This window comes from Streptomyces cynarae (assembly GCF_025642135.1).
Classification (GTDB): Bacteria; Actinomycetota; Actinomycetes; order Streptomycetales; family Streptomycetaceae; genus Streptomyces; species Streptomyces cynarae.
In genome coordinates, this window is record NZ_CP106793.1 from 7,149,378 (window position 1) to 7,173,927 (window position 24,550).

Sequence of the window (24,550 nt, forward strand, 5' to 3'; positions counted from 1 at the left end):
GCCTGAGCCAGGCGCGTCGGCTACGCCCAGCGCAGCAGCGCGCCCACTCCGCCCACCGGGCCCTCCTGGCTCCTGGCGGCCGTCACCGAGACGGCCGCCGCGCCCGTCTCCACCGCGGAACGCAGCAGCGCGTCGTCGGCGCGGGCCGACCAGGCGTGCCGCTCGCCCACCGCCTTGAGGTCCGTGCGGCGCACCGCGACCTGGTCGGGGTCCTCGCCGATCCACACCTCCCGGCGGGTGTCCGGGCCGTCCGGATTGATCAGGAGTTCGTCGATACGGTGTTCGCGTGCCGCTTCGATCACCGCCGGCACGCCCTCGACCGCGCCCGCACGACCGTCCTCGTCCGGCGCCCGGGCGGCCAGGAAGCGCTCCAGCTCCTGCTCGGCGCGGCGCTGCACATGCTCGGTGCGGATCCGCTCCACCTCCTCGTCCAGCAGCCGGCTGCCCGCGCCGTGCATCGTCTCGGCCACCTGGTCCTGGAGCCGGCGCGGCAGCCGCTCGTGCACCGAGCGCCGTTCGCGCTCCTCGCCGACCAGGACCACCAGGTCGGCGCCGGTCTCCTCCTGGCACACGGCGAGCGCGTCCGCGATCTCCGCCGCGTTGTGCTCCCAGGTGTTCTCCACGCGCAGCTGGAAGTGGCGCACCGACCAGTCGGCGCTGCTCGTACGGTGCAGCGGATGCTGCTTCCCGGTCACCGACCCGGCCTCCCGGCTGCCCAGGGCCCCCCGCAGCTCGAACTCGGCGCCCTTGCGGTCGATGTACGCCACCACGCACACCGGTTCCTCGTTCGCGAGGTCCAGCAGCGGCGCCGTGTGCGGCAGCGTGGCCCACAGCGCGGAGGACCCCTGCGGCGGCGCGGCGAGCGGCGGATCGAGGACCACCTCGCCCGCCCGGGCGAACAGGGCCCTGCCGTTCGGCTCGGGTGAGTGGGCCAGGTCCTCGACCGCGGACTGCACGGCCCGGCACGTCGGCTCGTCCGCGCCCTGCTCGACGAGCTCCCGGTACAGGGACTGAGCGGTCAGGGAGCGTTCGTGAGGCGTGGACTCCGTGTGCCGGGAGGTGTCGACGTATACGGAGGCCCAGGGGCCGGGATGTTCGTACAGTGGATGGAGAAAGGCGAGATCCATGGCTCCCTCCCGGATGCCGCTCGGGGTATTGCTTTTCCGGGCGGGTACCCGGACCGCACCGACGAACACGACGAGCGGGGTACCACCAATGACCGGAGTCGACCCGGGCCGGCTGACCGACCAGCAGCTCATGAAGGAGCTGGAGACGATCCACCGCACGCGCCACGACACGCTGCTCTACGGCTCGAACGACGCGCTGCGCGCGCACAACGACCGGATGGCGCAACTGGAGGGCGAATATCTCCGCCGCCATCCGCGCCGCCCGACCGCGGCCGGCCGCACCCGTGACGGCGCCCGGGAGCGCGGCACCTGTGAAGAACCGCAGGAAGCCGAACCGACCCGCTGACCGCCTGCGCGAGGACCCGCCCCGCGGCCCCCATCGGGGCTGCGGGGCGGGTCCTTTCCGGTGTTCCGCCGGTTGGGCGATGGTTATGGACTGTTCCAGCGGTTCAGGTGTTCAAGCGTTCAGGTGTTCTGGCCGGCGAACTCCGTCACGATCGCCTCGTCGAACGCCTTCAGATCGTCCGGCTTCCGGCTGGTGATCAGCAGGTTGCCGTCGCGGTCGATGTGCACCTGCTCGTCGACCCAGGTGCCGCCCGCGTTGCTGATGTCCGTCTTCAGGCTCGGCCACGACGTCAGGGTGCGGCCTCGTACGACATCGGCCTCGATCAGCGTCCACGGGCCGTGGCAGATCGCCGCGACCGGCCGCCCCTGGTCGAAGAACGCGCGGACGAACGCCACCGCCTGCTCGTCCATCCGCAGGAAGTCGGGGTTCGCCACCCCGCCCGGCAGCACCAGCCCGTCGAAGGACTCGGCCGGCACCTCACCGACCACCGCCTCCACCGGGAAGGTGTCCGCCTTGTCCAGGTGGTTGAACGCCTGCACGTGTCCCGGCTTCGTCGACACCAGGACCGGCTGGTGGCCGGCGTCCTTCACCGCCTGCCACGGCTCGGTGAGTTCCACCTGCTCCACGCCCTCGGGCGCGGTCAGGAACGCGATACGCATGATGTTCAAGTCCTTCCTCTGCCTGTGCTGTCACAAGGCCTGGTCCTGCGGCTGCCACACGGCCTCGTCGCCCGCCTCCTCCTGCGCCTTCCCGCCGCGCGCCCGGCGCCGTCCGGCCCGGACACAGCGCAGCAGTTCCTCGCCGTAGGGCAGCGCCACACATGCGCCGATCGCCGCCGCGATGCCCAGGACATAGCCCCGCGGCAGCGGCCGGTGCCGCCGCACCAGCCGCCAGGCGCGCGGGTCGCCCCGGCCGCCGCGCAGCAGCGACCGCACCTGGTCGGCGTGCAGACACCCGAGCGCGGCGAGCGCCGCGAACGGCAGCGACTCCAGGAAGCTGTGGATGTGCTGCTCCACCGGCTTGACCTCACGGTCGCTGTCCTCTGCGGTGCGCACGTCCCACAGCGCGGTCGCCTCGTGCACCGCGGTCCCGGCCAACTGCGCGCACAGAAGCAGCGGGTTGACCTCGTAGCGCAGCGTGAGCGCGATGGGCACGCCCACCTCGGTCATCATCAGCGCGTGGATCAACGACTCCTTCGTGCCGGACGTGTCCTCGATCCCGGTGCGCCGGTGCATCAGCCAGTCGGCCAGGCCCGGCGCGAACCAGAACGGCAGCAGCCCGTACAGCAGGTAGCGGGTCGTCGCGTCGCCGACGTCCACGGTGGCGCCGTACGCACTGACCCGGTCGGCCCGGCGCCGGCGGCTCACGCGGGCACCCCGCCGCGTCCGCCTCCGGGCTCGGCCTGGCTGATGTCCGCGAGCGCCGACGTCGGGTCCTGCGCGACGGCCAGGTCGCCCAGGCTCACCATGCCCACCGGCCGGCCGTCCTCGACGACCGGCAGCCGGCGGACGGCGTGCCCTCGCATCAGGTCCACGGCCGTGGACACGGGATCGTCGGGACCGACCACCACCGGGTCGGGGGTGCACACCGCACGGGCGCTCACGGTCAGCGGGTCCGCGCCGTCCGCGACGGCCCGCAGCGCGATGTCACGGTCCGTGAGCACACCGACGACGCGTCCGTCCTCGGCGACCAGGACGTCCCCGATGTCCTCGGCGCGCATCAGCTGTGCCGCCTCCACCAGTGAGGCGTCCGGGAGGACAGCCACGACGCCCGGCGTCATGACCTCCCTGACGAAATCAGCCATGGCCTGCTGTCCTTTCCTGCTTCCCCCGGCCGGCAGGGGTGGGTGTGTCGGCGGGACGACGCCCGCAGTACCCGCGCGTCGGACGCCTATGCGCTCCGGCCCGCCCCTTCGCCGCCCACGATCGCCTCGGCGAGCTCCTGCGCGTTGGCGTAGCGCGAGGAGCGCGGCAGCCGCTCCAGGGGGGCGACCAGCGCGTCCGGGGCGTGGTGGCGGCGCAGGGCGTCGATCAGCTCGGGCGGGCGGCCCGGGAACGCCGTACGCCCCAGGATCCGTGCCAGCTCGAAGCGCACATCGGCCACGGACCGCGCGCCGCCCGGAATCACCGGACCGGCCCACACCGCCGGGTCGTCGTCGGCGGTCGGCTCGGGGTCGTGCCACTCCTCGGTCCGCGTCGGGTGGCCCGAGCGCAGCAGCCCCTGGAGTTCGTGCTTCATCTCGTCGTCGCGGTGGACGTTCAGCCGGTCGCTGCCTCGCTGCATGAGTCCCTCCATATGTCGCGTGGCCCCCGCGTGTACCCGAGGGGCGGCGGTCGACACGGCCGTCCGGCAGACGATGGTCCGCTTCCGGCCGTGTCCGGGTCCCGACGGCTCCTCATGACTCCTTGTCGCCGCGTCCGGGCAGGAACTCCTGCACCTTCGCCTTGAACCCCTGGCGGATCATCCCGGCGCGGTCCGCGTCGCCCTTCAGGATCGAGGCCGCCGTGGCCTGCATCTGCTCCCAGCTGGCGTGCGGCGGGATCGGCGGCACCGCCGGGTCGGTCAGGAACTCGACGACCGCCGGGCCGTCCGCCTCCAGCCCCGCGCGCCAGCCCGCCTCCACGTCCTCCGGCTTCTCCACCCGGACGCCGGTCAGACCCAGGGAGCGCGCGAAGGCGGCGTACTGCACGTCGGGGATCTCCTGTGACGGCAGGAACGACGGGGCGCCCTCCATCGCGCGCATCTCCCACGTCACCTGGTTGAGGTCGTGGTTGTTCCACACGGCCACCACCAGCCGCGGATCCTCCCAGCGGTCCTTGTACTTCGCCGCCGTGATCATCTCCGCGAGGCCGTTCATCTGCATCGCGCCGTCACCGACCAGCGCGATCACCGGCCGGTCGGGGTGGGCGAACTTCGCGCCGATCGCGTACGGGACCCCGCTGCCCATCGTCGCCAGCGTCCCGGACAGCGACCCGCGCATACCGGGCCGCATCGTCAGGTGCCGTGCGTACCAGTTCGCCACCGAACCGGAGTCGGAGGTGACGATCGCGTTCTGCGGCAGCATCGGGTCCAGGGCGCGGGCCACGTACTCCGGGTTGATCGGGTCCGCGGACAGCTCCGCCCGCTTCTGCATGACCTCGTGCCAGCGGGACACGTTCGCGCACACGGTCTCGAACCACTCGCGGCCGCGGTCCTTGTCCAGCAGCGGGATCAGGCGCTGCAGGGTCGCCCTGGCGTCGCCGACGAGGTTCACCTCGTACGGGTAGCGCATGCCGATCATGTGCGGGTCGATGTCGATCTGCACGGCCCGAGCCTTGCCGAAGTCCGGCATGAACTGCGTGTACGGGAACGAGGAGCCGATGGTGAGCAGGGTGTCGCAGTCGCGCATCAGCTCGTACGACGGGCGGGTGCCCAGCAGACCGATCGAGCCGGTGACGTACGGCAGCTCGTCGCTGAGCACGTCCTTGCCGAGCAGCGCCTTCGCCACGCCCGCGCCCAGCAGCTCGGCGATCTGCTGCACCTCGGTCACCGCGCCGGCCGCGCCCTGGCCGATCAGGATGGCCACCTTGTCGCCGGCGTTGAGGACCTCCGCGGCCCTCTCCAGGGACTCCTGCGAGGGGACCGCCGTCCAGGCGCTGCGGCCGAGGCTCGAGGGGACCATCTTGAACTCGTGCGTCGGCGGGGAGTAGTCCAGCTCCTGCACGTCACCGGGGATGATCAGGGCCGTGGGGGCGCGGCGCGCGTACGCGGTGCGGATCGCGCGGTCCAGGACGTTCGGCAGCTGCTCGGGGACCATCACGGTCTCCACGAAGTCCGAGGCCACGTCCTTGAAGAGGGTGTGCAGGTCGACTTCCTGCTGGTAGGAGCCGCCCATCGCCGTGCGGTGCGTCTGGCCGACCAAGGCGAGCACGGGCACGTGGTCGAGCTTGGCGTCGTACAGGCCGTTGAGCAGGTGGATCGCGCCGGGTCCCGAGGTGGCCGCGCACACACCGAGACGGCCGCTGAACTTGGCGTAGCCGACCGCCTCGAACGCGGCCATCTCCTCGTGCCGCGCCTGCAGGAACCGGGGCCGGTCCTCGGCGCGGCCCCAGGCCGCGAGCAGCCCGTTGATGCCGTCGCCGGGGTAGCCGAAGACTTGCTCCACGCCCCATTCGCGCAAGCGCGCCAGGACGTGGTCGGCGACCTTGGTGGCCATCGGGAACCTCCCATGGGAAGAGGGGGCGTACGGATCGCACCTGTCGAGTCACCCGGGCGATGCGGGGAAAACCTGCCGCCCAACGGTGAGCCCGCGTGCCACGGGGGCGCCCGTGAGGTGTCGGGGCGTGGGGGCGGGGCACGCCTGCGAGCCGAACGGGGCGCCGGCGTGCGAGCCTCCAGGGCGCCGGGAAGGCGACAGGCTCCCGCGTGATGCGTCGTCCGCAGCGCGCCGAGACCGGGCCGAAGACTTTCTGAAGACCGGTGTTTGCGGCGAATGCGCCCGGGCAGGCGCGACTCAGTGCTTCGGACAGGAGGCACGTCCGTGGGAGCGGTGGATCACGCCACGGTGTGCCCTGTCGCACTCGCCCGCCCCCTCCCACGGTGACCGTCCACCCAAGGCACCCAGCAAGGCACCAGCAAGGGAGTTGCGACGCACCATGCAGAACCGAGCTAGCGTGAAGCACCACCCCCACGACGACGCCCCCGACACCACGGAGGCCTTCCGCAGGCTCGCTTCGCTCCCCCCGGGCCCCCAGCGCGACGCGCTCCGCGACGAGATCGTCGAGGCCTGGCTGCCCATGGCCGAACGGCTCGCGGGCCGCTTCCGCAGCCGCGGGGAGAGCTTCGAGGACCTGCGCCAGGTGGCGTTCCTCGGCCTGGTCAAGGCCGTTGACCGGTACGACCCCGAGCGGGGGCACGCCTTCGAGAGCTATGCCGTCCCCACCGTCACCGGTGAGATCAAGCGGCACTTCCGCGACCACATGTGGACCCTGCACGTGCCCCGCCGCGTCCAGGACCTGCGCAACCGCGTCCGCTTCGCCGTCCAGGACCTGTCGCAGACCGTCTCGGGCCGCAGGCCCACCGTCGCCGAGATCGCCGAGCACGCCAACATGAGTGAGGAGGACGTCCTGGCCGGCCTCGAGGCCCTGGAGAGCTTCACGGCGCTCTCCCTGGACGCCGAACTGCCCGGCAGCGAGGACGGGTACTCGCTGGGCGACTCGCTCGGCTCGCCCGACCCCGCGCTCGACACCGTCGTGGACCGCGAGGCCGTCAAGCCCCGTCTCAAGGCCCTCCCGGAGCGCGAACGCGCCATCCTGTACATGCGCTTCTTCGACGACATGACCCAGAGCAGCATCGCCGAGCAGCTCGGCATCTCCCAGATGCACGTCTCCCGCCTGATCAGCCGCTGCTGCTCCCGGCTGCGCGAGCAGGTGATGCGGGACGCCGTCTAACCGACGGCGCGCAGCGCCAGCGCAGTGTGACGGGACATCATGTCCATCGCCTGCGCCTCCGCCATCGAGAACGCCGGCCGGGCCCCGCTGCGGAACAGCGTGAGCACCCCCCGCACGGCGCCCCCGTCGGTGAGCGGAACGCACAGCAGGGACGTCACGTTCGCGCGGAAGAGGACGGGGGCACCCGAGGCGTCCCGCCCGAACGCCTCCGGGTCCTCCGGCCGCACCCGCAGGACCGAGGACCCGCCGCGTGCCGCCTCGACGACGAGGGGGCACGCGGCGGGGTCCTGCGCTACCAGCGCGTCCACGTCCTCACCGGGCGGTCCCAGTACCGCCGTACGGGTCAGGCGCCCGTCTCCCGCGTCCGCCACCACCCAGTCCGCGAACCGGCCGTGCAGCACCCGGGCCGCCCGCTCCAGGGCGGCCCCGGCCGGCGCGGTGAGCAGGGCACTTGTCATCGCGTCCAGCAGGTCCATCAGCGCCGCGTGCCGCGTGGTCTCGGTGAGGTCCGGGACGCCGCCGGGCGGGGTTTGCTCGCCGGCCGGCACCCGGGTGTCCGCGGGCTGCAGCACCACCATGACCGCCGTGCGCGGCTCCCCGCTCGGCCGCACCGCGACCAGCGTCGCCCGTACCGGCACCGACGGATGCTGCGGCAGACGTACCGTCATGCTGCGGTCGCCCTCGCCGCGTGCCACCGCGGCCGTCTGCGAACGGAACGCGGCCCGGTCGGCGTGCGCCAGAAGCCCGGTCAGCGGGCGGCCCGTCGCATAGCCCGCGCGGGCCCCGGTGAAGGAGATGGCCGCGAAGTTCAGCCGCCGCACCACCGTCTCGCGGTCCACCAGCGCGACCGGCACCGGAAGCCGCTGGAAGAGGGTCTTCAGCAGCTGCTGCTCCTGGCGCTCACCGGAACCGGCCGGGGCGGCCCCGGCGCCCGTGGACAGCCGCTGGTACCACGGCCACAACCGACCTGCCACATGGTCGAGTTCGAAGATCGCCGCGTCGAGCACCGAGGGCAGGTCGTCCGCGGGTATGGCACGGGCCGCCTTGAGTTCCGCCACCCGGCGGACGAAATCCGCCAGCTCTTCACCGAATTCGTCCGTCTGCGCCATGCGACGAACCTAACCCGTACGGACTGCTTCCCGAGGACGCGCGCACGGAACCGGCCACGTCGTCACGGACGCCGTTTTTCACCGGGGTGAGCGGGCAGCCGCCCGAGGAGGAGGTGAAGAATGCCGGAGACCGGACAACTCGATCACCACCCGGGGGGTTACCGCCTGGCGGCCGAATCCCCGGAGTCCGCCCTCCCGGGGCGCCGGCTGTCGGACCTCGTCGAACAGGTGGCCCGGTGCACCCCCGGCTGCTGCGGCGCCAGCACCACGGTCGTGGAAGGCGGTGTCGAGGGCGGCACGGACCGGTCCGCCGCCGTCACCCATCCCGATCTCGCCCCGCTCGTCACCGTCCAGCTCCGCAGCGGCGACGGGCCGATCGTCGAGGCCCTGGAGTCGGGCGAGCCCGTCGAGGCCTTCGACCTGCTGCGCGAGGAGCGCTGGCCGGAGTACCGCGCGCTCGCCCTCGACGCCGGCGTACGGTCCAGCGTCACGATCCCGTTCCGGCGGTCGGGGCTGGTCGTCACGCTCAGCCTCTACAGCTTCCGGTCCGGGGCCCTGAAGGGCGCCCCGCACGGCCCCGCCCGGGTGCTCGGCGACCTCGCCGTGGGCTGTCTGGCGCGCGACCGCTCCTACCGTGCCGCCCTCACGGAACTCGACCAGCTCGGCGCCGCCCTGCGCTCCCGGCCCGTCGTCGACCAGGCGTGCGGGATCGTGATGCACGTCCTGGGCTGCGACGCCGAGGCGGCCTTCCAGGTACTGCGCCGCATCTCCCAGGGCGCCAACCGCAAACTCGCCGATGTCGCCGCCGGCGTCGTGGACAAGCGGGGCCGCGGCCTGGAGCGGGAGCTGCTTTCGCTGGCCGGCTGACCCCTCCGTGCGCGGCCTGCCCGTCACCCGCACGGCGGTGCCGGTCGCGCGAATGGGGCACGGCCGCGCGCGGGCCGCGGCCGGCCGGGCTGTCATGGAGGGACCCGGCCGAAGGAGCCCGCCCCATGCGCTGCACTGCCCGAGTCCTGTCCGCCGCCGCTGTGGCCGGTGCCGCCCTGGGCGCCGTCGCCCCGAACGCGTCCGCCGATTCGTCCGCCGACGTCACCCCGCGCTCCGTCGCGCCCGGAGACACGGTCACCGTCTCGGTGTCCTGCGACGCGGTCGGCGCCGGCCTGCCCGACGCCATCGAGGGCGCCTCCCAGGCCTTCGAGGGCGGCAGGGTGCGGCTGCACCGGGTCGACCGCGACGACGACGATGACTGGACCGAGCGCCGGGGTGGCGTCCGCTACCGCGGCACCGCCCGCGTCCCGGTCGGCGGGAGCGTGAACGTCGTCGCCGACCTGGCCGGCCGCGAGGCGTCGTGGGGCGTCGACGGACGGTGCCCGGGGGGCCGGGGCGGCCGTGAAAGGCCGTGGACCGTCTCGTTCACCGTGTACGGGGAGGGCCACGGCCACCACCACCACCACCACGACGGTGACGCCCCGCCGAGCGACAAGCAGCAGGAGGAGGGGCAGACGCAGCAGTCGGGGAAGCAGCAGGAGGAGGGGCAGTCCAAGCAGCAAGGGGAGGGTCAGGGCAAGCAGCAGGGGGACGGGCAGTCCCAGGGGTCCGGTAAGCAGCAGGGGGAGGGTCAGGGCAAGCAGCAAGGGGAGGGCCAGGACAAGCAGCAGGGGGACGGGCAGTCCCAGGGGTCCGGGAGACAGCAAGGGGAGGGCCAGGGGAAACAGCAGGGGGACGGGCAGTCCCAGGGGTCCGGGAGACAGCAAGGGGAGGGCCAGGACAAGCAGCAGGGGGACGGGCAGTCCAGGCAGCAAGGGGAGGGTCAGGGGAAACAGCAGGGGGACGGGCAGTCCCAGGGGTCCGGGAAGCAGCAGGGCGACGGTCAGAGCAAGCAACAGGGCGACGGTCAGGGCAAGCAGGGCGAGGGCCAGGGCAAGCAGAGTGACGGCCAGTCCAAGCAGCAGGGGGACGGTCAGAGCAAGCAACAGGGCGACGGCCAGTCCCAGGGGTCCGGTAAGCAGCAAGGCGACAGCCAGGGCAAGCAGCAGAGCGATGGGCAGGGCAAGCAGCAGAGCGATGGGCAGGGCAAGCAGCAGAGCGATGGGCAGGGCAAGCAGCAGAGCGATGGGCAGGGCAAGCAGCAGAGCGATGGGCAGGACAAGCAGCAGGGGGACAGCCAGGGCAAGCAAGCCACGGACAAGCAGCAGGGCGACCAGGGGAAGCAGAGCGCGGCACAGCCTCCCGTCGGCGCCCAGCACGGCGTGCACGCCGGGGAAGGCGGCGCCTTCACCGACTCCGTGCCCACCCTGGCCGCCGGCGGCCTCCTGATCGCGGGCGCCCTCGGTGCCGCGGTCCACCGGCTCTGGGGACGCGGACGCTCCGGCCACGCCTGAACCCGCACCCGTGATCCCGACGCCTGACCCTGTGATCCGGGCAACCCGGCCGGACGCCCATGACCGGCCCGAACCCGGGGTACTCAGAGCCCGAGGGCGTCTTCGACACCGTAGAGGAACAGGAGTACGACAGCGGGCGGCGGCCACGGGTCGAGGGCGTGCAGCGAGCCGGAACACGGGGGACCGGCGTCGGCACCAGGGACTGCGCGGAGGCACGCATGCGGCGGACGGATCCGGAGGGGCACGGCCCCGTCCGTTACGGACCGCCCTTCCCCGAGCAGGGGCTGCCCCTCCTGCCGGGCCTGTCCGCGGCGCTCGCCGAGGCCGCCGACCGCGACGGCTCCGGCCCCTCCCGTCTACCCGCCCTCCTCGACGCCGCCTGCGGCTACTTCGCGCGGCGCGGACTGCCCGCCGAGCCCGACGACGTCGCCGCCGCCCCCGGCGCCCCCGCGATCTTCGTCGCCGTCACGGCCGCGCTCGGTGGCGACGTCCTCGTCCCACGGCCCTGCCCGGCCTGGTGGGCGCCCCAGGTCCGGGCGCTGGGGCGGTCCGTGTTCCATGTGCCGACACCCATGGAGTGCGGCGGCGTCCCCGACCCGTACGCCCTCCTGGAGACCGTCCGCAGGATCCGCGCCGAGGGCGGCGACCCCCGCCTCCTCGTGCTCGCCGTCGCCGACGACCCCACCGCCACCGTCGCCCCGCCCGAACTCGTGCACGAGACCGTCGAGGCCGCCGCCGGGGAGGGGTTGCACCTGGTCAGCGACGAGACCTGGCGCGACACCGTGCACCGGCCGCACGACACCGTGCTGCTCAGCCCCGCCGAGATGCTGCCGGACCGGGTCACCGTCGTCACCGACCTCGCCGGGCCCTTCCTGCCGCCCGGCTGGCCCGCGGCCGTCGCCCGCTTCCCGGCCACCCCCGACGGCGCCGGACTGCGCGCCCGCGCCCTGGACGTGCTCACCGCGCTCGGCGCCCGGATCGCCGACCCGGTCGCCGCAGCGGCCGCGTACGCCCTCGACGAGCCCGCCGACGTCACCCAGCGCCTCACCGCCGGCAACGCGCTCCACGCGCGCGTGGCCGACGCCGCGCGCCGGGCCGTCGTCGCCGCGGGCGCGCTCGTCCTGCCCCCGCAGGCCGGCCGCCACCTCTACGCCGACCTGGAGCCGCTTCGCTCCGCGCTCGACGCGCGCGGCGTCGGTGACGCGCAGGAACTCGAGGACCTCCTCACCGCCCGGCTCGGCATGCCCGCGCCGGGCGGCCACCGCTTCGGGGACGACCTGGCGGCGCTCCGCGTCCGTCTGTCCACCGGACCCCTCCTCGGCGCGAGCGCCGCGGAAGGGGCGCAGTGCCTCACCTCACCGGAGCCGCTGGAACTGCCACACGTACAACGCGCGTTGACCCATGTGGGATCGGTCTTCGCCGATCTCCGCGACGACGCTCAGCGATGGGAGCCTCCTCGATGACGCAGCAGTCCGAGTCGACCACGAGCACCGTTGCGGCACACCGGGACACCGGTGCGCCCGCGTCCACGCCCCTGCTGAGCCAGGACCCCGCGCCGCTGGTGGCGCCGCCGCTCGCGGCGCCCCGCCCGCTCGGTGAGCGCCGTATCTGGCCGCGCTCCTTCACGGACCGGCTGACCACTCCGCTGCCCGGCCTGAAGGCCATGGCCCGCTTCGCCCGCGAGGGCGCGGTGCGGCCCGGGCCCGAGGGTCTGAAGGACATCCCCCGGCTGCCGTACGAGCCGGGCCCGCTGCCGCGGGTCGACGCGCGCACGGTCGCCGTCTCCTGGGCGGGCCACGCCAGTTGGGTGGTGCGGATCGGCGGGCTGACGGTCCTGACCGACCCCGTCTGGTCGCGGCGCATCCTCGGAACTCCCGCGCGGATCACGCCCGTCGGCATCGACTGGGGCGCCCTGCCGCGCGTCGACGCGGTCGTCATCAGCCACAACCACTACGACCACCTCGACGCTCCGACGCTGCGCCGCCTCCCGCGCGACACCCCGGTGCTCGTACCGGCCGGGCTCGCCGCGTGGTTCCGCCGCCGGCGGTTCACGTGCGTCACCGAGCTGGACTGGTGGGAGGCCGCCGAGGTCAGAGGTGTCCGGTTCGACTTCGTGCCCGCCCACCACTGGTCCAAGCGCACCCTGACCGACACGTGCCGCTCGCTGTGGGGCGGCTGGGTGCTGACGGCGCCCGACGGGCAGCGGGTCTACTTCGCGGGCGACACCGGGTACGGGCACTGGTTCGAGCGGATCGGGCAGCGCTATCCGGGGATCGACCTGGCCCTCATGCCGATCGGCGCGTACGACCCGCGCTGGTGGCTCAGCGACGTCCACTGCGACCCGGAGGAGGCGGTCCGCGCGACGCTCGACCTGGGCGCACGGCGGATGGCGCCCATGCACTGGGCCACGTTCGTGCTGTCGGCGGAGCCGGTCCTGGAACCGCTGTCCCGGGTGCGGACGGCCTGGGAGAAGGCGGGACGGGCCCGCGACGACCTGTGGGACCTGCCGGTGGGGGCGTCACGGGTACTGCACTGAGCCGCCCCACCGGGGCTCATGAGGTGGCGGCCCTGCGCATCCGGCGCCACAGGCCGGGTGCCGTGCTGATCACGACCGTCAGTACGATCGCCGCCACCACGCCCTCCCACGGCTTCGGGAACAGCGAGCCGCCGACGATGCCGATCAGCTGGTACGTGGCGGTCCAGGCGAGGCAGGCCGGGGCGTCGCCGCGGGCGAACTCCCGCAGCGGCATACGGGCCAGCAGGCAGGCGAGCATCACCGGAATGCGCCCCGCCGGGACCAGCCGGGAGAGGGTGAGCACCGCGATCCCGTGCTCGTTCAGCTTCTCCTGCGCCTGGGCGAGCCGGTCCTCGGGGGCGCGGCCGCGGAGGTTCTCCAGCCAGCGGGAACCGTTCTTCGACCGCATGCCGCGCCGCCCGAGCCAGTACAGCGCGACGTCCCCGAGGAAGGCCGCGAGCGCCGCGACGCCGAAGACCAGCGCGAGCGAGAAGGGCGCGGTCCGGTGGAAGGCCACGACCGCCGCGGAACTGACCAGCGCCCCTGTCGGCACGACCGGCACCAGCGCCCCGATCAGCACCAGCAGGAACAACGACGGATAGCCGACGGCCTGTTGCGTGGACTCCGTGGGCACGAGGGTGGTCGCTGCGGCGAGGTACATCACCGGGCGACCTCCGGGCGGACGCTCTCACCGTGGGACAGCAGGTGCACCCTGACGCCCGGCGCGTACCGCGCGGCGAGGCGGGCGAACTCGGCGCCCGGGGCGTGGAACTCGTGGGGGCGCACGGCGTCCATCCCGATCGGCCAGTACGTGCCGAAGTGCACCGGCACCGCGCTGCGCGGCATCAGCCGGGCCAGCGCCTGCGCCGCGCGCCCCGCGTCCAGGTGCCCCTCGCCGAGGTACGGCCCCCAGCCGCCGACCGGCAGCAGCGCCACGTCGACCGGCCCGACCTCTTCGGCCATCGACGGGAACAGACCGGTGTCCCCGGCGAAGTACGTCCGCGCCTCCCCCTCGACGACGAACCCGAGCGCGGGGGAGCGGTGCGGCCCCACCGGCAGCCGCCGCCCGTCGTGCCGTGCGGGCACCACCCGTACGACCAGGTCACCGATCCGTACCCGGTCCCCGGGCGCCACCTCCGTGAGCCGCAGCCGGCCCAGCCTGCGCAGCCCCGGCACCTGGGCGGAGGCGCCGCGCGGCACCAGCACCCGGGTGCCCGGGGCCAGACGGGCCAGCGACGGCACGTGCAGATGGTCGGCGTGCAGATGCGACACCAGCGTCACGTCCGCCACCGCGGCCTCGGGCGGCGGCGGGGCGCCCCGGCGCCGCCGCAGATGCGCGAGGCGGCGCGCGAACAGGGGATCGGTGAGCACCCGTACGCCGGAGTCCTCGACCGTGCAGGTGGCGTGACCCCACCACGTGACCTCCACCGGCACTCCATTGCCTCCTTCGCGCGACTCCCCCCGAGCCTACGGGCAGGGGTAGGGTCGGCGGGGAAACCCTGAGGTGAGGGGGGACCCCATGGGAGAGGCGCACGGCATCGCCGGCGCGCGCGACGCCCGCGGCCGGCCGGGCACGGTCCGGGTCACGGCGATCGCCAGCCTGACGCCGCTCGAGGAACTGGACGCGGAACCCTTCCTCGTCGACTCCCGCAGCCAGCACGCGATGTGCGCGCGCTGGGCGGAGGAGCGCGGTTACGTGGTGACGCGGGAACTCCTCGTCCGCGGCCTGCGCCCCGACCACTGCGCGCTGTGGACGGATGTGGAGGCGGGTCTGGTCGACCTGTTCGTGGCCCCCAGCCGCCGTGTCCTGGAGCGCGCCCTGACCTCGGTGGACGAGTTCACCGCGGAGTGCGCCCGGCGAGGCGTCCGCGTCGAGACGGTCGGCCGCGCGGAACCGTCGTACGACGCCGGGATGAAGGCCCGGATCCACCGCCGCCTGTCGCTGCCGACGGCCGGGTACGACGGCCGCTGACGGGGGGCTCCCGGCGTTGTGACAAGGTGGGGGCGCATCCGAGAGGGCGGCAGGGCCATGACGTGAGGTGAGCTGGGCGTGGGGCACGGGCGTTGGCGGAAGCTGCTCAGCGGTGTGGGGCGCAGTGTCGCCGTGTGGGCCGCCTCCACCGGCACCATGCTCGTCCTCGCCGCCGTCCTGCCCGACTTCCGGCTGCAGTCCCCCGGCGGCGACAGCACGACCCGCATAGCCGTCACGGCCGCCGCCGGCGCCGGTGTCTTCGGTCTGCTGTCGTCCCTGGTGTGGCCCCTGCTGGTACGGCTCCTGCTGCTCGTCCCCGCCCTCGTCCTCGGCCTCCTCGTCTTCTTCCTCAACGGCTCCCTCCTGCTCGTCGCCCTCCGCGTCAACCCCTCCGGCGACGCGGAGGCCGCCCCCGAGACCGCGGTGGTGGTCGCCGCCGCGATGTCCGCCGTCGCCTCGGCCACCGGTGCCGCCCTCGCCGTACGGGACGACGACGCGTACCGCAGAAGGCTGTACCGGCTCGCCGACCGCCGCCGCAGACGCGGCGACGGACACTCCGGCCGTGTCACCCCGGGCGCGGTCTTCGTCCAGCTCGACGGCGTCGGACACGACGTGCTGCGGGCGGCCGTGGCCGAGGGCCTGATGCCCACCGTCGCCTCCTGGCTCGGCCCGCGCGACGGCGGCCCCAGCCACCGGCTCACCGCCTGGCGCACCGACTGGTCCAGCCAGACCGGCGCCAGCCAACTCGGCATCCTGCACGGCTCCAACCACGACGTCCCCGCGTTCCGCTGGTACGAGAAGGAGACCCGCGAGGTCGTCGTGTGCAACCGTCCGACGAGCGCCGCGGAACTCCAGCGCCGCGCCGTCGAGCGGACCGGCGACGGCGGCCTGCTCACCGTCGACGGCGCGAGCCGCGGCAACCTGTTCAGCGGTGGTGCCGACCAGCTCGCCCTGGTGCTGTCCGTCTCCGCCCGGCGAGGCAGGGAGAACCGCTCACGCGCCGGCTACTTCGCGTACTTCAGCGACCCGGCCAATGCCGTCCGCACCGCCATGTCGTTCGCCGCCGAGGTCGCCCGCGAGATCGGCCAGTCCACCCGGGCCCGGCTGAAGCGACAGCGACCGCGTGTGGGCCGCGGCGGCCTGTACCCCTTCGTGCGGGCCTTCGCCACCGTCGTCGAACGGGACGTGGTCGTCGCCGCGGTGATCGGCGACATGCTCGCCGGACGCAGCGCCGTCTACGCGGACCTGGTGGCCTACGACGAGGTGGCCCACCACTCGGGACCGCACAGCCGCGACGCCGAGAAGGTCCTGCACCGGCTCGACCGCTCGCTCGCGCTGCTCGCGCAGGTCGCCGAGCACGCTCCGCGCCCGTACCGGATCGTCGTCCTGTCCGACCACGGACAGAGTCCGGGCGAGACCTTCCGCACCCGGTACGGGCTCGGCCTCGCCGACCTGGTGCGGGCCGGCTGCGGGCTGCACGTGCCGCGCAAGGTGGAGCGTACTCACAGCGGGGCCGAGGCTCGTGCCGCCGTACGCGCCGCGCTGCGCCGGCCCGTCGAGGAGAAGACCGAGCACCACAGGGCCGCCCGCCGCCACTCGGAGCCCATCGTGCTCGCCTCCGGGAACCTCGGGCTCGTCTCCTTCCCCGACGTGCCGCACCGGATGAGCAAGGAGGAGATCGACCGCCGGCACCCCGCGCTGCTGTCGACGCTCGCCAACCATCCCGGCGTCGGTTTCCTCCTGGTCCGCAGCGAGGAGCACGGCGGGGTGGTGCTGGGCGCGTTCGGCGCCGAGATCCCGGTGGACCGGCTCGCCGACGAGACCGGCCCGCTCGCCGGCTTCGGGCCGGGTGCCGCCGACGCCGTGCGCCGCACGCACTCCTTCCCGCACGCCCCCGACATCATGGTCAACTCCTGGTACGACCCGGAGGAGGGCGAAGTCCTGGCGTTCGAGGAGCAGATCGGTTCGCACGGCGGGCTCGGCGGTGCCCAGGGCCGGCCCTTCCTGCTGTGGCCGGTGGACCTGTCCGCCCCGGCCGAGGAGGGCACCGAACTGGTCGGCGCCGAGCAGGTCCACCAGGTCTTCCGCCGCTGGCTGTACGAGTGCGACGGCCCCCAAGTGCCGCTGGCCGCCGCCGAGGAGGAGGACGAACGCGCCGCCTGACGACGGGACGGACGCCGACGCGGCGGGGAACTGGGTTCGCGGGGGCCGGATGTGATCGGATGGGAGCCACGGAACCCGGCATCGGGACCCCATCGAAAGGAAGAACCGTGGCAACCACGCGCACCGCTCACACCGTCTGGGAAGGCAACCTGCTCGAGGGCAACGGCGTCGTCACCTTCGACTCCTCCGGCATCGCCCAGCAGCCGGTCACGTGGGCCTCGCGCTCCCAGGACGCGAACGGCAAGACCAGCCCCGAGGAGCTGATCGCCGCCGCCCACTCCAGCTGCTTCTCCATGGCGCTGTCGCACGGCCTGGCCGGCGCCGGCACCCCGCCCACCAAGCTCGAGACGAAGGCCGACGTGACCTTCCAGCCGGGTGAGGGCATCACGGGCATCCACCTCACCGTCGAGGGCACCGTCCCCGGTATCGACAACGACGCGTTCGTCGCCGCCGCCGAGGACGCCAAGAAGAACTGCCCGGTCAGCCAGGCCCTGGCCGGCACGACGATCACGCTGGACGCCAAGCTCGCCTGAGCCCCACGTTCCCGAAGGTGCCGCGCTTCCCGCCGAGGGGGCGCGGCACCGTCGTTTCCGGGTACCCGGCATCACATGGAGAGCTCCGGCGCGCACATTGACGCGGGGCCACTCAAGATTTGTGATGGAGAACGGGAAGCGCCCTGCGGAAGGGGACGGCGATGACACGTGCGGTCGGGATCGATCTGGGGACGACGAACTCGGTGGTGGCCGTCCTCGAGGGTGGTGAGCCCACCGTCATCAGCAACGCCGAGGGCGCGCGGACCACACCGTCGGTGGTGGCCTTCGCCAAGAACGGCGAGGTGCTCGTCGGCGAGGTCGCCAAGCGGCAGGCCGTGACGAACGTCGAGCGCACCGCGCGCTCGGTGAAGCGGCACATGGGCGACGCGCACTGGCGTTTCCCGGAGCAGGGCTCCGTGGACGGCACCCGCTTCCGGGCGCAGGAGCTGTCCGCGCGCGTCCTGCAGAAGCTGAAGCGGGACGCCGAGGCGTATCTGGGCGAGGACGTCACGGATGCCGTGATCACCGTGCCCGCCTACTTCGACGACGCCCAGCGGCAGGCCACCAAGGAGGCCGGGGAGATCGCGGGGCTGAAGGTCCTGCGGATCATCAACGAGCCGACGGCGGCGGCCCTCGCGTACGGGCTCGACCGCGGCGAGGAGCAGACCGTCCTCGTCTTCGACCTCGGCGGCGGCACCTTCGACGTCTCCCTGCTGGAGATCGGCGACGGAGTGATCGAGGTCAAGGCCACCAACGGGGACACCCACCTCGGCGGCGACGACTGGGACCAGCGGGTCGTCGACCATCTGGTGAAGCGGTTCAAGGGCCAGTACGGCATCGACCTCGGTGCCGACAAGATGGCGCTTCAGCGGCTGCGGGAGGCCGCGGAGAAGGCCAAGATCGAGCTGTCCAGCTCCACCGAGACGACCGTCAACCTGCCCTACATCACCGCCTCCGCCGAGGGTCCGCTGCACCTGGAGGAGAGGCTGACCCGCGCGCAGTTCCAGGAGCTGACGGCAGAGCTGCTGGACCGCTGCCGGACGCCCTTCCACCAGGCGGTCCGGGACGCGGGCGTGGAGCTCTCCGCGATCGACCACGTGATCCTCGTCGGCGGCTCCACCCGGATGCCCGCCGTCACCGACCTGGTGCGGGAACTCACCGGCAAGGACCCGCACAAGGGCGTCAACCCGGACGAGGTCGTGGCCGTCGGCGCGGCCCTCCAGGCCGGTGTCCTGCGCGGCGACGTCAAGGACGTGCTGCTGCTCGACGTGACCCCGCTGTCCCTCGGCATCGAGACCAAGGGCGGCATCATGACCAAGCTGATCGAACGCAACACGACGATCCCCACGAAGCGTTCGGAGATCTTCTCGACCGCCGAGGACAACCAGCCCTCGGTCGGCATCCAGGTCTACCAGGGTGAGCGGGAGATCGCCGCGTACAACAAGAAGCTCGGCGTCTTCGACCTGACCGGGCTGCCGCCGGCGCCGCGCGGGGTGCCGCAGATCGAGGTGACCTTCGACATCGACGCCAACGGGATCATGCACGTCTCGGCGAAGGACCTGGCGACGGGCCGGGAACAAAAAATGACGGTGACCGGCGGCTCGGCGCTCCCCAAGGACGAGATCGACCGGATGATGCGGGACGCGGAGCAGTACGCCGACGAGGACCGCAGGCGCCGGGAGGTGGCGGAGGCGCGCAACCAGGCGGAGCAGCTCGTCTACCAGACCGAGAATTTCCTGCGGGAGAACGGGGAACGGGTGCCGGCGGACACGAAGGGCGAGGTGACCGCGGCGGTAGCCGAGCTGAAGGACCTGCTCAAGGAGGGCGCCGACACGGCTGCCCTGCGGGCCGGGGTGGACAAGCTCGCCACGGTCAGCCAGAAGATGGGCCAGGCGATGTACGCCCAGTCCCAGCAGACGTCCGCGGAAGGCACCCGGCAGCACTCGGCACCGCAGGACGAAGAGGGCGTGGTGGACGCGGAGATCGTCGACGAGGACAGGGACGCCAAGGGGGGCGCTGCCTGAGAGCCCCCGCCCGGCTCCCGGCGACCTGCCGCACAGGCGGGTTCGCGTGCCGCCCGCGCCGTCCGTCCGGATCCGCGGCGAGGATCTTCCGGCCGACCCGGTGTGGGGATTTCGTGGGGAGCGCGGGCTGATCCGGCGAGGGCGGGACAGCCCTGGAGATCGCCCGACGGGCCGGCGTTTGTACAGGTGGGGGCGGCCGTACGAGCCCGACGGGGCACCCGGCGGCCGGGCCGTGCGGCCCGTTGACGGCGGCCTGGGATCCGGCGCGAACCCGTCGGCCCGGCGGACCGCAGGGAACGCTGTGCTAGAAATGTCGCATGGCGAGCGGAACCGCTCGATTTCGGCGCATATCGATGCGGTCCTTGATCGGCAAAAGTCCACGAAGCGTCGCCGGACAGGTATTCGTCCTGCAGGTGGCGCTGGTCGTGCTGCTCGTGGTCTGCGCCGTGGTCGCCCTGGTGCTCCAGTCGAAGCGGGACACCGGCTCCGAGGCCAAGCGCCGCTCCATAGCCGTCGCGCAGACCTTCGCGCACTCTCCGGGCATCCTGGAGGCGCTGCGCACTCCCGATCCGACGAAGGTGCTCCAGCCCCTCACCGAGGAGGGGCGCAAGTCGGCCGGTGTCGACTTCATCGTGGTCATGAACACCAAGGGCATCCGCTACACCCACCCCCTGCCGAGCCGGATCGGCCACCGGTTCGTGGGCACGATCGGCCCGTCGCTCGACGGGAAGGTCTACACCGAGAGCGTCCACGGCCCGCTCGGCGAGGAAGTCCAGGCCACCGTTCCCGTCGACGATCCCCAGGGCAAGGTGGTGGCCCTCGTCTCCGCCGGTCTGAAGGTCAAGAACGTGACCAACGAGGTGGACCGGCAACTCCCGATCATCTTCGGCGCCGGAGCCGGCGCGCTCCTGGTGACCACCGGCGGCACGGCACTGGTCGGCAGGCGGCTGCGACGGCAGACCCACAGCCTGGCCCCGGACGAGATGACCCGCATGTACGAGCACCACGACGCGGTGCTGCACTCGGTGCGCGAAGGAGTCCTCATCATCGGGGGCGACGGGCGGCTGCTGCTGGCCAACGACGAGGCCAGGCGGCTGCTGGGACTGCCCCTGGACGCCGAGGGACAGCACGTGCCGGACCTGGCGGCCCTCGACCCCGCGACGGTGGCGCTGCTGGTCTCCGGGCGCGAGGCGACCGACGAGGTGGTCTTCGCCGGGGAACGGCTGCTGGCGGTCAACCAGCGGCCCACCGACCGTGACGGAGGCCCGAAGGGCACGGTGGTGACCCTGCGCGACTCCACCGAGCTCCAGGCGGTGTCCGGCAGGGCGGAGGTCGCGCGGGAGCGGCTGAAGCTGCTCTACGACGCCGGACTGGGCGTCGGCACCACACTCGACGTGGTCCGCACCGCCGACGAGCTGGCCCAGGTCGCCGTCCCCCGCTTCGCGGACTTCGTCACCGTGGACCTGGCCGACGCCGTGCTGCACGGCGAGGAGCCGGGCCCCACGGCCACGGACATGCGCCGCACCGCCGTGCGCGGCGTGCGGGACGACCACCCGCTCTACGAGAGGGGCCGGCTGCTCGACTTCGTGCCCTCCACGCCCCAGGCACGCGGCTTCGGCACCGGCCGCGCAGAGCTGGTGACCGACCTGGCGACCGCCGCGGGCTGGCACGCGCAGGACCCGGAGCGCACCAGGGAGGTCGTGGACTACGGCATCCACTCCCTCATAGCCGCCCCGATCCAGGCCCGCGGTGTCGTCCTCGGCATGGCCAACTTCTGGCGCTCCACCCAGCAGAAGCCCTTCGACGAGGAGGACCTGTCACTGGCGGAGGAGCTGGTGGCCCGGGCCGCGGTCAGCATCGACAACGCCCGCCGCTACACCCGCGAGCACACCCTGGCGGTCACCCTGCAGCGGAGCCTGCTGCCGAGGGCCCTGCCCGAGCAGAGCGCCCTCGAGGTCGGTTACCGCTACGTGCCCGCCCAGTCGGGCGTGAGCGGCGACTGGTTCGACGTGATCCCGCTGCCCGGGAGCCGGGTGGCGCTGGTCGTCGGCGACGTGGTCGGTCACGGACTGCACGCCGCCGCGACGATGGGACGGCTGCGGACCGCGGTGCACAACTTCTCCTCCCTCGACCTGCCGCCCGACGAGCTGCTCAGCCATCTCGACGACCTGGTCGGCCGCATCGACCAGGACGAGGCGGGCAGCGAGACGGCCGCGGGCATCATGGGCGCCACCTGCCTCTACGCCGTCTACGACCCCGTCGCGCGCCGCGTCGCCATGGCACGCGCCGGACACCTGGCGCCCGCGCTGGTGCACCCCGACGGTGACGTCACCTTCCCCGATCTGCCGGCCGGACCCCCGCTCGGCCTCGGCAGCATGCCCTTCCAGACGGCCGAGCTGGAACTCCCCGAGGGCACCCAGATCGTGCTCTACACCGACGGCCTCATCGAGGACCGCACCCGCGACCTGGACGTGGGCATGGAGATGCTGGGCGCCGTGCTCGCCGGCCACCCCGGGCGCTCGCCCGAGGAGAGCTGCCAGGCCGTGCTGGACCAGATGCTGCCCGGACGGCCCAAGGACGACGTCGCTCTGCTCATCGCCCGTACCCGGGCGCTGCCGGCCGACCGGATCGCCGACTGGGACGTGCCGCCCGACCCGTCCGCCGTCGCCGGGATGCGCGTCGCCCTGTCCCGCAAGCTCGACGAGTGGGGCCTTGCCGAACTCGGCTTCGGCATGGAACTCGTCCTGAGCGAACTCGTCACCAACGCCATCCGCTACGGCTCCCCGCCGATCCGGGTGCGACTGATCCACGACGGCAGGACGCTGGTCTGCGAGGTGGCCGACGGCAGCAGCACCTCACCGCACCTGCGGTACGCGGCGACGACCGACGAGGGAGGCCGGGGTCTGTTCCTGGTGTCGCGGATGACCGAGCGCTGGGGCACCCGCTACACGCCCCAGGGCAAGGTCATCTGGGCCGAGCAGGCGCTCCCCGGAGCCGGCGGGACCCCCGCGCGGACAGCGCCCGACTCGGACGCGGACCTGCTGGACATGTGGGCGGAGGAACTGCCGTGACCGGGCCGCCGGGCGGGGCGGTGGCGCCTCGGGCGGTGCCGGCTCAGAACCTGTCGCGGTACTCCCGCAGGATCTCCCGCGTGCGCGTCACGGAGGCCGCCTTCGCCGACATGTGGTCCAGGACCTCCAGGTGCAGGGCCACCTCGGTGCGCGAGTCGAGGTAGAGGGCGCCGGTCAGGTACTCGCTGTAGACCATGTCGGGCAGCTCCGGCTCCGCGAAGCGGAACAGCACGAACGGCGTGTACGTCCCCGGGTGCGGGCCGGAGTCGTACTCGGCCACCTGCAGCGTGATCGCCGGGTTCTCGGAGGCCTCCAGGAGGTGGCCGAGCTGGTCGCGCATCACCTGGGAGCGGATGCTGACCGGGCGCCGCAGCACCGTCTCGTCCATGATCACCCACAGGTGGGGCGGATTCTCCCCGGTGAGCAGCTTCTGCCGGGCCAGCCGCAGCGCCACATGCCGTTCGATGTCCTGGGGGCGGCCCTGCCCGACCGTCCCGGCCTCCAGCACGGCACGCGCGTAGTCCTCGGTCTGCAGCAGCCCGGGCACGAAGTGCGGCTCGTAGGACCGGATGATGCGGGCGGCGCCCTCCAGACTGACGTGCAGGCTGAACCAGTCCGGCAGCACGTCGTGGTACCGCTGCCACCAGCCCGGTTGGTTGGCCTCCTCGGCGAGCCGCACGAAGGAGGCGATCTCCTCCTCGGGCACGCCGTACGTCGTCAGCAGCACCTGCACGTACGGGATCTTCAGCGCGACCTCGGCGGTCTCCATGCGCCGCACGGTCGCCGGGGCGACGCGCAGCACCTTCGCCGCCTCCTCGCGCTTCAGTCCCGCGGCATCCCGCAGCTCCTGAAGCCGCCGGCCGAGCACCACCTGCCCGACGGTCGGCGCAGCCCGCCGCTCACTCACGCCACGCCTCCCCACGCGCCGAAGTACGCGAGCAGTGTGACATGTTCCCGGGTGAGTCTCACGGGGTCGGAGAACACTCGAGTGCACGGACGGCGGCGTACCGCCGGTTACCGATGAGCCGTCATGTTCCTCGCGACTGGAGGTACTTCACCGTCGCCGGATCCGCCGGCAGGAACGTCTCGATGGCCAGTTCCGCGACCGTCACGTCCATCGGGGTGTTGAAGGTGGAGATGGACGACACGAAGGACAGCACCCGGCCCTCGTGTTCGATCCGCATCGGCAGCGCGAAGTACGGGACCTCCTCCGCCTCCTCGCCCGGTCCGGACGCGGGCTCGCTCCGGTCCGGGACCGGGTACGCCGCCACCTCCTCGTACAGCGCGCGCAGGGCGGGCGAGCGCTGCAGCGCGATCTGGCGCTCCATCTGCGCGAGCAGGTGGCCGCGCCACTCGACCAGGTTGCGGATCCGCGGCGCCAGGCCCTGCGGATGCAGCGTCAGACGCATCGCGTTCAAGGGCGGGGTGAGCAGGTGGTCCGGGACGCCCTCCAGGAACATCGCGATCCCCCGGTTCGCCGCCACCACGTCGTACGTCGCGTCCACCACCAGCGCCGGATAGGGCTCGTAGCCCTGCAACAGCCGCTCCACGCCCGCCCGCAGCGCCTCCATCGACGGGTCGTCCAGCGGTGTCTCCGGGTAGTGCGGGGCGTAACCCGCCGCCAGCAGCAGCGCGTTGCGCTCCCGTACCGGCACCTCCAGATGTTCGGCGAGCCGCAGCACCATCTCCTCGCTGGGCCGCGACCGGCCCGTCTCGACGAAGCTGATGTGCCGCGCCGACGAGCCCGCCCGCAGCGCCAGTTCCAGCTGACTGACCCTCCGCCGCTCCCGCCACCCGCGCAGCAGCGGACCGATCCCCTGCTCCGAGGGGGTGGGGGAGGGGGCGGCGGGTGAGGTCGCGACAATGGTCATACCGATGAC

General features: G+C 73.0%; 21 protein-coding genes and 1 pseudogene. 11 read left to right on the plus strand and 11 right to left on the minus strand.

The features are described 5' to 3' along the window. Nucleotides 1-20 precede the first annotated feature (20 nt). Entirely contained in the window at nt 21-1,127 is a 1,107-nt protein-coding gene (locus tag N8I84_RS32450; protein WP_263232968.1) for a baeRF2 domain-containing protein, read from the minus strand. Between N8I84_RS32450 and N8I84_RS32455 the strand changes: the two are divergent. Continuing rightward, a pseudogene (locus N8I84_RS32455) lies at nt 1,107-1,473 on the plus strand (DUF6158 family protein). The gene N8I84_RS32450 and the pseudogene N8I84_RS32455 overlap by 21 nt on opposite strands. Before the next feature lie 119 nt (nt 1,474-1,592). Here N8I84_RS32455 and N8I84_RS32460 read toward each other — a convergent pair. The 5 genes from N8I84_RS32460 to N8I84_RS32480 all read right to left on the minus strand — a co-directional run bounded on the left by N8I84_RS32460 (nt 1,593) and on the right by N8I84_RS32480 (nt 5,668). Beyond that, nucleotides 1,593-2,132 carry a type 1 glutamine amidotransferase domain-containing protein gene (locus N8I84_RS32460; RefSeq protein ID WP_263232970.1) on the minus strand — a complete coding sequence of 180 codons (540 nt, stop codon included), beginning with the start codon at nt 2,130-2,132 and terminating at the stop codon, nt 1,593-1,595. A 30-nt stretch (nt 2,133-2,162) separates the two neighbouring features. Next, a complete protein-coding gene (locus N8I84_RS32465) occupies nt 2,163-2,840 on the minus strand; it encodes a diguanylate cyclase (protein WP_263232971.1) in 678 nt (225 codons plus the stop codon). Continuing rightward, complete coding sequence (locus tag N8I84_RS32470; protein WP_200417973.1) at nt 2,837-3,277, minus strand: CBS domain-containing protein; 441 nt, start codon at nt 3,275-3,277, stop codon at nt 2,837-2,839. Before N8I84_RS32470 ends, N8I84_RS32465 begins: the two co-directional genes overlap by 4 nt. 86 nt (nt 3,278-3,363) lie before the next feature. Beyond that, complete coding sequence (locus tag N8I84_RS32475; RefSeq protein WP_103843324.1) at nt 3,364-3,756, minus strand: DUF2795 domain-containing protein; 393 nt, start codon at nt 3,754-3,756, stop codon at nt 3,364-3,366. 112 nt (nt 3,757-3,868) lie between these two features. After that, the gene (locus N8I84_RS32480; RefSeq protein ID WP_263232972.1) at nt 3,869-5,668 is read right to left on the minus strand and encodes a thiamine pyrophosphate-requiring protein; all 1,800 of its coding nucleotides are present in this window, start codon (nt 5,666-5,668) and stop codon (nt 3,869-3,871) included. Nucleotides 5,669-6,107: 439 nt separating this feature from the next. Here N8I84_RS32480 and N8I84_RS32485 point away from each other — a divergent pair, with 439 nt between their 5' ends. Beyond that, nucleotides 6,108-6,902 carry an RNA polymerase sigma factor SigF gene (locus N8I84_RS32485; protein WP_200417971.1) on the plus strand — a complete coding sequence of 265 codons (795 nt, stop codon included), beginning with the start codon at nt 6,108-6,110 and terminating at the stop codon, nt 6,900-6,902. Here the strand turns inward: N8I84_RS32485 and N8I84_RS32490 are convergent. Continuing rightward, a complete protein-coding gene (locus N8I84_RS32490; protein WP_263232973.1) occupies nt 6,899-8,011 on the minus strand; it encodes a GAF domain-containing protein in 1,113 nt (370 codons plus the stop codon). The genes N8I84_RS32485 and N8I84_RS32490 overlap by 4 nt on opposite strands. Nucleotides 8,012-8,131: 120 nt before the next feature. Between N8I84_RS32490 and N8I84_RS32495 the strand changes: the two genes are divergently transcribed. The 4 genes from N8I84_RS32495 (at nt 8,132) to N8I84_RS32510 (ending at nt 12,928) form a co-directional block, all read left to right on the plus strand. Continuing rightward, nucleotides 8,132-8,878 carry an ANTAR domain-containing response regulator gene (locus N8I84_RS32495; protein WP_263232974.1) on the plus strand — a complete coding sequence of 249 codons (747 nt, stop codon included), beginning with the start codon at nt 8,132-8,134 and terminating at the stop codon, nt 8,876-8,878. A 125-nt stretch (nt 8,879-9,003) separates the two neighbouring features. Beyond that, nucleotides 9,004-10,392 carry a hypothetical protein gene (locus N8I84_RS32500; RefSeq protein ID WP_263235073.1) on the plus strand — a complete coding sequence of 463 codons (1,389 nt, stop codon included), beginning with the start codon at nt 9,004-9,006 and terminating at the stop codon, nt 10,390-10,392. Between the two features lie 218 nt (nt 10,393-10,610). Then, on the plus strand, nt 10,611-11,855 hold the full coding sequence (locus tag N8I84_RS32505) for an aminotransferase class I/II-fold pyridoxal phosphate-dependent enzyme (protein WP_263234952.1): 1,245 nt from the start codon (nt 10,611-10,613) through the stop codon (nt 11,853-11,855). Then, entirely contained in the window at nt 11,852-12,928 is a 1,077-nt protein-coding gene (locus tag N8I84_RS32510) for an MBL fold metallo-hydrolase (protein WP_263232975.1), read from the plus strand. Before N8I84_RS32505 ends, N8I84_RS32510 begins: the two co-directional genes overlap by 4 nt. Before the next feature lie 16 nt (nt 12,929-12,944). Here the strand turns inward: N8I84_RS32510 and N8I84_RS32515 are convergent, their stop codons facing one another. Then, nucleotides 12,945-13,568, minus strand: coding sequence for a DedA family protein (locus N8I84_RS32515; RefSeq protein WP_263232976.1), 624 nt, complete (start codon nt 13,566-13,568; stop codon nt 12,945-12,947). Continuing rightward, entirely contained in the window at nt 13,568-14,341 is a 774-nt protein-coding gene (locus N8I84_RS32520; RefSeq protein WP_263232978.1) for an MBL fold metallo-hydrolase, read from the minus strand. The genes N8I84_RS32515 and N8I84_RS32520 overlap by 1 nt, the downstream gene beginning before the upstream one ends. An 85-nt stretch (nt 14,342-14,426) precedes the next feature. Between N8I84_RS32520 and N8I84_RS32525 the strand changes: the two genes are divergently transcribed. From N8I84_RS32525 to N8I84_RS32545, 5 genes are all read left to right on the plus strand, one after another. Beyond that, nucleotides 14,427-14,879: a hypothetical protein gene (locus tag N8I84_RS32525; protein ID WP_263232979.1), complete on the plus strand. Its 453-nt coding sequence runs from the start codon at nt 14,427-14,429 to the stop codon at nt 14,877-14,879. 78 nt (nt 14,880-14,957) lie between these two features. Next, the gene (locus N8I84_RS32530) at nt 14,958-17,042 is read left to right on the plus strand and encodes an alkaline phosphatase family protein (RefSeq protein WP_263232980.1); all 2,085 of its coding nucleotides are present in this window, start codon (nt 14,958-14,960) and stop codon (nt 17,040-17,042) included. A 107-nt stretch (nt 17,043-17,149) separates the two neighbouring features. Continuing rightward, nucleotides 17,150-17,575, plus strand: a complete 426-nt coding sequence (locus N8I84_RS32535; protein ID WP_263232982.1) for an OsmC family protein — start codon at nt 17,150-17,152, stop codon at nt 17,573-17,575. Nucleotides 17,576-17,736: 161 nt separating this feature from the next. Next, nucleotides 17,737-19,599 carry a molecular chaperone DnaK gene (dnaK, locus tag N8I84_RS32540; RefSeq protein WP_263232983.1) on the plus strand — a complete coding sequence of 621 codons (1,863 nt, stop codon included), beginning with the start codon at nt 17,737-17,739 and terminating at the stop codon, nt 19,597-19,599. 353 nt (nt 19,600-19,952) lie between these two features. Continuing rightward, nucleotides 19,953-22,670, plus strand: a complete 2,718-nt coding sequence (locus N8I84_RS32545) for a SpoIIE family protein phosphatase/ATP-binding protein (RefSeq protein WP_263234953.1) — start codon at nt 19,953-19,955, stop codon at nt 22,668-22,670. A 43-nt stretch (nt 22,671-22,713) separates the two neighbouring features. Here the strand turns inward: N8I84_RS32545 and N8I84_RS32550 are convergent, their stop codons facing one another. Both N8I84_RS32550 and N8I84_RS32555 read right to left on the minus strand, forming a co-directional pair. Further along, entirely contained in the window at nt 22,714-23,577 is an 864-nt protein-coding gene (locus N8I84_RS32550) for a helix-turn-helix domain-containing protein (protein WP_263232984.1), read from the minus strand. Between the two features lie 121 nt (nt 23,578-23,698). Continuing rightward, complete coding sequence (locus N8I84_RS32555) at nt 23,699-24,541, minus strand: helix-turn-helix domain-containing protein (RefSeq protein WP_263232985.1); 843 nt, start codon at nt 24,539-24,541, stop codon at nt 23,699-23,701. Nucleotides 24,542-24,550: the final 9 nt, after the last annotated feature.

Bases quoted from the DNA above. Each gene is read 5' to 3' on its own strand.
- N8I84_RS32450 (WP_263232968.1), bottom strand. From the start codon at position 1,127: ATGGATCTCGCCTTTCTCCATCCACTGTACGAACATCCCGGCCCCTGG.
- N8I84_RS32460 (WP_263232970.1), bottom strand. From the start codon at position 2,132: ATGCGTATCGCGTTCCTGACCGCGCCCGAGGGCGTGGAGCAGGTGGAA.
- N8I84_RS32470 (WP_200417973.1), bottom strand. From the start codon at position 3,277: ATGGCTGATTTCGTCAGGGAGGTCATGACGCCGGGCGTCGTGGCTGTC.
- N8I84_RS32475 (WP_103843324.1), bottom strand. From the start codon at position 3,756: ATGCAGCGAGGCAGCGACCGGCTGAACGTCCACCGCGACGACGAGATG.
- N8I84_RS32480 (WP_263232972.1), bottom strand. From the start codon at position 5,668: ATGGCCACCAAGGTCGCCGACCACGTCCTGGCGCGCTTGCGCGAATGG.
- N8I84_RS32485 (WP_200417971.1), top strand. From the start codon at position 6,108: ATGCAGAACCGAGCTAGCGTGAAGCACCACCCCCACGACGACGCCCCC.
- N8I84_RS32490 (WP_263232973.1), bottom strand. From the start codon at position 8,011: ATGGCGCAGACGGACGAATTCGGTGAAGAGCTGGCGGATTTCGTCCGC.
- N8I84_RS32495 (WP_263232974.1), top strand. From the start codon at position 8,132: ATGCCGGAGACCGGACAACTCGATCACCACCCGGGGGGTTACCGCCTG.
- N8I84_RS32500 (WP_263235073.1), top strand. From the start codon at position 9,004: ATGCGCTGCACTGCCCGAGTCCTGTCCGCCGCCGCTGTGGCCGGTGCC.
- N8I84_RS32505 (WP_263234952.1), top strand. From the start codon at position 10,611: ATGCGGCGGACGGATCCGGAGGGGCACGGCCCCGTCCGTTACGGACCG.
- N8I84_RS32510 (WP_263232975.1), top strand. From the start codon at position 11,852: ATGACGCAGCAGTCCGAGTCGACCACGAGCACCGTTGCGGCACACCGG.
- N8I84_RS32515 (WP_263232976.1), bottom strand. From the start codon at position 13,568: ATGTACCTCGCCGCAGCGACCACCCTCGTGCCCACGGAGTCCACGCAA.
- N8I84_RS32525 (WP_263232979.1), top strand. From the start codon at position 14,427: ATGGGAGAGGCGCACGGCATCGCCGGCGCGCGCGACGCCCGCGGCCGG.
- dnaK (WP_263232983.1), top strand. From the start codon at position 17,737: ATGACACGTGCGGTCGGGATCGATCTGGGGACGACGAACTCGGTGGTG.
- N8I84_RS32545 (WP_263234953.1), top strand. From the start codon at position 19,953: ATGCGGTCCTTGATCGGCAAAAGTCCACGAAGCGTCGCCGGACAGGTA.
- N8I84_RS32555 (WP_263232985.1), bottom strand. From the start codon at position 24,541: ATGACCATTGTCGCGACCTCACCCGCCGCCCCCTCCCCCACCCCCTCG.